Source organism: Oleiphilus sp. HI0086 (genome assembly GCF_001635225.1).
The window spans coordinates 1-3,381 of the sequence record NZ_LWFZ01000805.1 but is presented as its reverse complement, the minus strand read 5'-3'; the positions used below and the strand labels follow the sequence as shown (position 1 = coordinate 3,381).

Genomic DNA, 3,381 nt, shown 5'->3' with positions numbered 1-3,381 from the left:
CTTGCCATCTTGGTAAGTGATACTTTGGCTGAAGAAACTCTTCCAAGATGTTTTACTTCTGAGCCTCGTTGATCTTCGCAATATGCGACTTCGGTGAACTCCTTATGGGTGTCCAATCCGACAAAAATTATGGTATTGTTTTTCATGGTGCTGGCCTCCGCTTATATGGTATGACACATATATTATGGCTCTGGCTTTGCTAACCCACGATAGGAGGTCAGCACTCTTTTGGGACGTGGGGAGTCATTATGTCTATGTGTGACGGTGTGTAATGAAGCTAAATTTCTATTGTGGTGCATGCAGAAAATACGTTGATAAGGAGCATCCTTCCTATCCTGTATTCGAATTTTCAGGGTATTCGGATGATGTTGTGTCCTGGAGTGATGAGATGGACGCAATACCATCCGAGGCAACGTCAGAAAAATGGAAACGATCGAACGTAATTCCAACCGAAGGCTCTACGAGAGTTATACGGATTCAAGGCCCTTTCTCAGAGCAATCTGACGCTACTTTTTGGTCCTTATATACACCAGCATTAGCACACTACAATGGCTGGGATTGTCATCCAGAAGAGATAGAAGAGTCAGCTTTCGTTAAAGTTAAGATTGTTAAGGTTTTTGAAAAAAGAGAAAAATTTGCTTGGATTAAGGTCAATATAGAAAGAGTTATATTATTCCGCTCAGCTATTCAGGAAGTTATGCCTGTCGACGACGAAGCTCTTTTTATCAGAAAAATATATGATATAGAGGGTACGCTTGACATCTTTGGTGATTGGATACATTTCCATGCATCTGCGCAAGGTGATCTTGGTTATACCATTCTAATCAAGGTGGATGAGAGTGGTATATGCCATTTGGTTTACTATATGGAATGGGGCAATCATTGCGACGCAGCCTATTTTGGGAATATTATTCTTTCAAAGGAAAGTGTTGACGAATTGGCGTCGCGAGACCCTGGGGAACACATAACAAGTTGGTCAACATGACGCCTGGCGGCGCATGTCACCAAGGCGTTAAATGTTTTTTGGCTCTTAAGGTTTAGGGCTCAATATTCGGCAGGGAATGCTCGTTTCTTATCATGTATTCCTCCGTTTAAAGTTTTAGGGTAGGTGGCACGTTTTCCCACTGTTCCGCTCTACTGTTTAAGCTTCTCAAGCACATTTTAATTTGTAGAGGCTTCGTCAATGGTGTGTTCCTAGGGAATCCGGTAAAGTCGCCATCTGCGGTGTTTTTGTCTCTGGGCAAGCACTTTGGTTTTAACGTGGTGTTTGGTGTAGTTGGGAGTTCTAAAACATCTAACCAGTTCATCAAACATCACTCCGGCCACAAAGAAACGTGGCCTGCGTTGGACGCACGATAGAGCCGTGCGCCGTTTATAAAAGCGTTAGAACTTTTTAATCAGATTGTAGATCAACCTAAAATGGATATAGAAAAAAAAGAATTTTGGGGTACAACGAAAGCTTCATCTTTAGCAACATACGGCTTTCTCATAGGGTTAATTAGCTGTTATTTTGCTTTAACTCAGCATGTAGCTTTATTGTTAGTATCAATCTTGTGCGTAGGCTCAATATTTTATGCGCTTACCACCAATTATCGACAAGGCTTTAATGTCAGGTGGCGGCTAGCTAATTTTATATTTCACTGTGTCTTTTTATTGGCCTTAGTTTCAGGGGTTGGCTTTGTATTATTTCTACTTTATGCGTAGTAAAGTTCTAACAAGTTTAGCCAGCATCGCCCCAGCAAAAAGACGCTGGGGCTGGACCTCGCTGCGCTCGGCCGCTGCTAAAGGCGTTAAGTGTCCGAGTGGTTGTCTGGTTGTCTGGTTGTCTCTTAAAGTATTTGTTACTTTTCGTAAGTAGCTGGCTTGCTGTAGAGAATTTAATGTGGTCTACACTATGGCTATCGGGTAAGTTTAGTATGAGACTATCGTGAATAGCTTGCTATGAATAAGGGGGAAAGGATATGAAACTGCGTATTTTTAGAATGCTTCTGCTTTTTATTCCAGTCGTGTCCATTAGCTATGCGTCATCAACTAGTGATCAAGCAAAGGAAATTACCTTAGTTGCAGATCAATGGTGCCCCTATAACTGTGTTCCTGGCACAGAGAGACCTGGCCTTTTGGTAGAGATTGCAAATTATTCCTTTTCGCAGGAGGGGTATAAGATAAATTATATCGTTAGGCCCTGGATTCGTTCAATTTTGACTGTCCGTAATGGTGACTATGATGGAATTATTGGTACGGGTAGAGATGAAACACCTGATTTCATTTTTCCAGATGAACCTTTGTATAGCATTGAACATGTTTTCTATGTGAAAAACACATCTGATTGGCGTTTTAGTGGGTTTAAGTCATTACAGAATATCAACCTTGGTGCTATAAAGAATTACTCTTATGGCAGCCTTCTTAAGGAATATATTGAGCCAAACCAAGCGAATATCGCACGTTTAACTATTCTTCATGGTGATGATGCTTTTAGCCGTCTAGTTGAATTACTTAAAATAGATAGGATTGATGCTTTCGTAGAGGAATCTAATATAGTGCTAAACTATTTGACAGGCCTTAATTCGTATGAAGATATCAAATCAGCAGGGGTTGCTTCAAAAGAAGACATATATATCGCTTTTTCTCCGAAAAAACGTAACGCAAAACTTTATGCAAATATTCTATCAAAGGGTTTAAAAGAACTTAAGAGTTCTGGCAAATTAGATCATTTGCTACTTAAATATTCTCTATTAAAACCGCCGAAATAGAAAAAGTCTGGTGCAACTGTTTTTTTGGGTGGCCATGAAATTAGGGGCGGTGGGTACAGCTTGTTTGTACATGGAAACACTTAACCAGGCGTTCAACACGGACTCCGTAATGCTGACACCTTTTGTGCAAAAATACGCACAAAAACTGCCATCATTACTCCTCCGGTTAACGCGGCGTTATATTTTTTAAACACTGTCACTGTTCAATATACAAGGAAACTAATAGTGAGTAATTGCCCATCTTGCTCCAAAAAGTTTGGCTTTATGAATCTGCTAAAGTCATCAAACCCCATGCGTATCAAATGCAGTGGCTGTAAAGAAATAATACGCATAAATGGTTTTCACGCTCTTATAGCTGTTGTTATTACTTTACCATTAGCGTTTTTAGTTTTAGCTGCTGTAGCAAAGGCAACTGCTAGCGGGGGTATAGCAGTTGCAGCGGCAATATTTTCAGGCTTAGTCGCTGAGTTTGTATTTTATAAATTGGTAATTTCTGGCAAGGTTAAATCTAATCTCGTAGCAAATGAAATATAACCAGGCAATCAAAGATCGCCCACGAAAGGGCCCGTGGGCTGGACTCGCTCTGCTGCGCGCCGCTCGCCCTTTATTGCGGCGTTAGGCTCATGGAGAT

At 40.9% G+C, this 3,381-nt stretch carries 3 protein-coding genes and 1 pseudogene; 3 read left to right on the top strand and 1 reads right to left on the bottom strand.

Annotated features, from left to right (window positions below; all coding sequences use genetic code 11):
- Window positions 1-146: pseudogene (locus A3756_RS28740) on the bottom strand (IS110 family transposase); the annotation flags it as partial.
- 242 nt (window positions 147-388) lie between these two features.
- On the opposite strand from A3756_RS28740, the gene A3756_RS14245 reads away from it, so the two are divergent.
- The 3 genes from A3756_RS14245 (at window position 389) to A3756_RS14230 (ending at window position 3,284) form a co-directional block, all read left to right on the top strand.
- A complete protein-coding gene (locus A3756_RS14245) occupies window positions 389-985 on the top strand; it encodes a hypothetical protein (protein WP_156490480.1) in 597 nt (198 codons plus the stop codon).
- A 976-nt stretch (window positions 986-1,961) separates the two neighbouring features.
- Window positions 1,962-2,750, top strand: a complete 789-nt coding sequence (locus A3756_RS14235) for an ABC transporter substrate-binding protein (protein ID WP_068510926.1) — start codon at window positions 1,962-1,964, stop codon at window positions 2,748-2,750.
- Between the two features lie 264 nt (window positions 2,751-3,014).
- A complete protein-coding gene (locus tag A3756_RS14230; protein WP_156490479.1) occupies window positions 3,015-3,284 on the top strand; it encodes a hypothetical protein in 270 nt (89 codons plus the stop codon).
- Window positions 3,285-3,381: the final 97 nt, after the last annotated feature.

Excerpts from the sequence above, each read along its gene's own strand:
- A3756_RS14245 (WP_156490480.1), top strand. The coding sequence starts at position 389 with ATGGACGCAATACCATCCGAGGCAACGTCAGAAAAATGGAAACGATCG.
- A3756_RS14235 (WP_068510926.1), top strand. The coding sequence starts at position 1,962 with ATGAAACTGCGTATTTTTAGAATGCTTCTGCTTTTTATTCCAGTCGTG.
- A3756_RS14230 (WP_156490479.1), top strand. The coding sequence starts at position 3,015 with ATGAATCTGCTAAAGTCATCAAACCCCATGCGTATCAAATGCAGTGGC.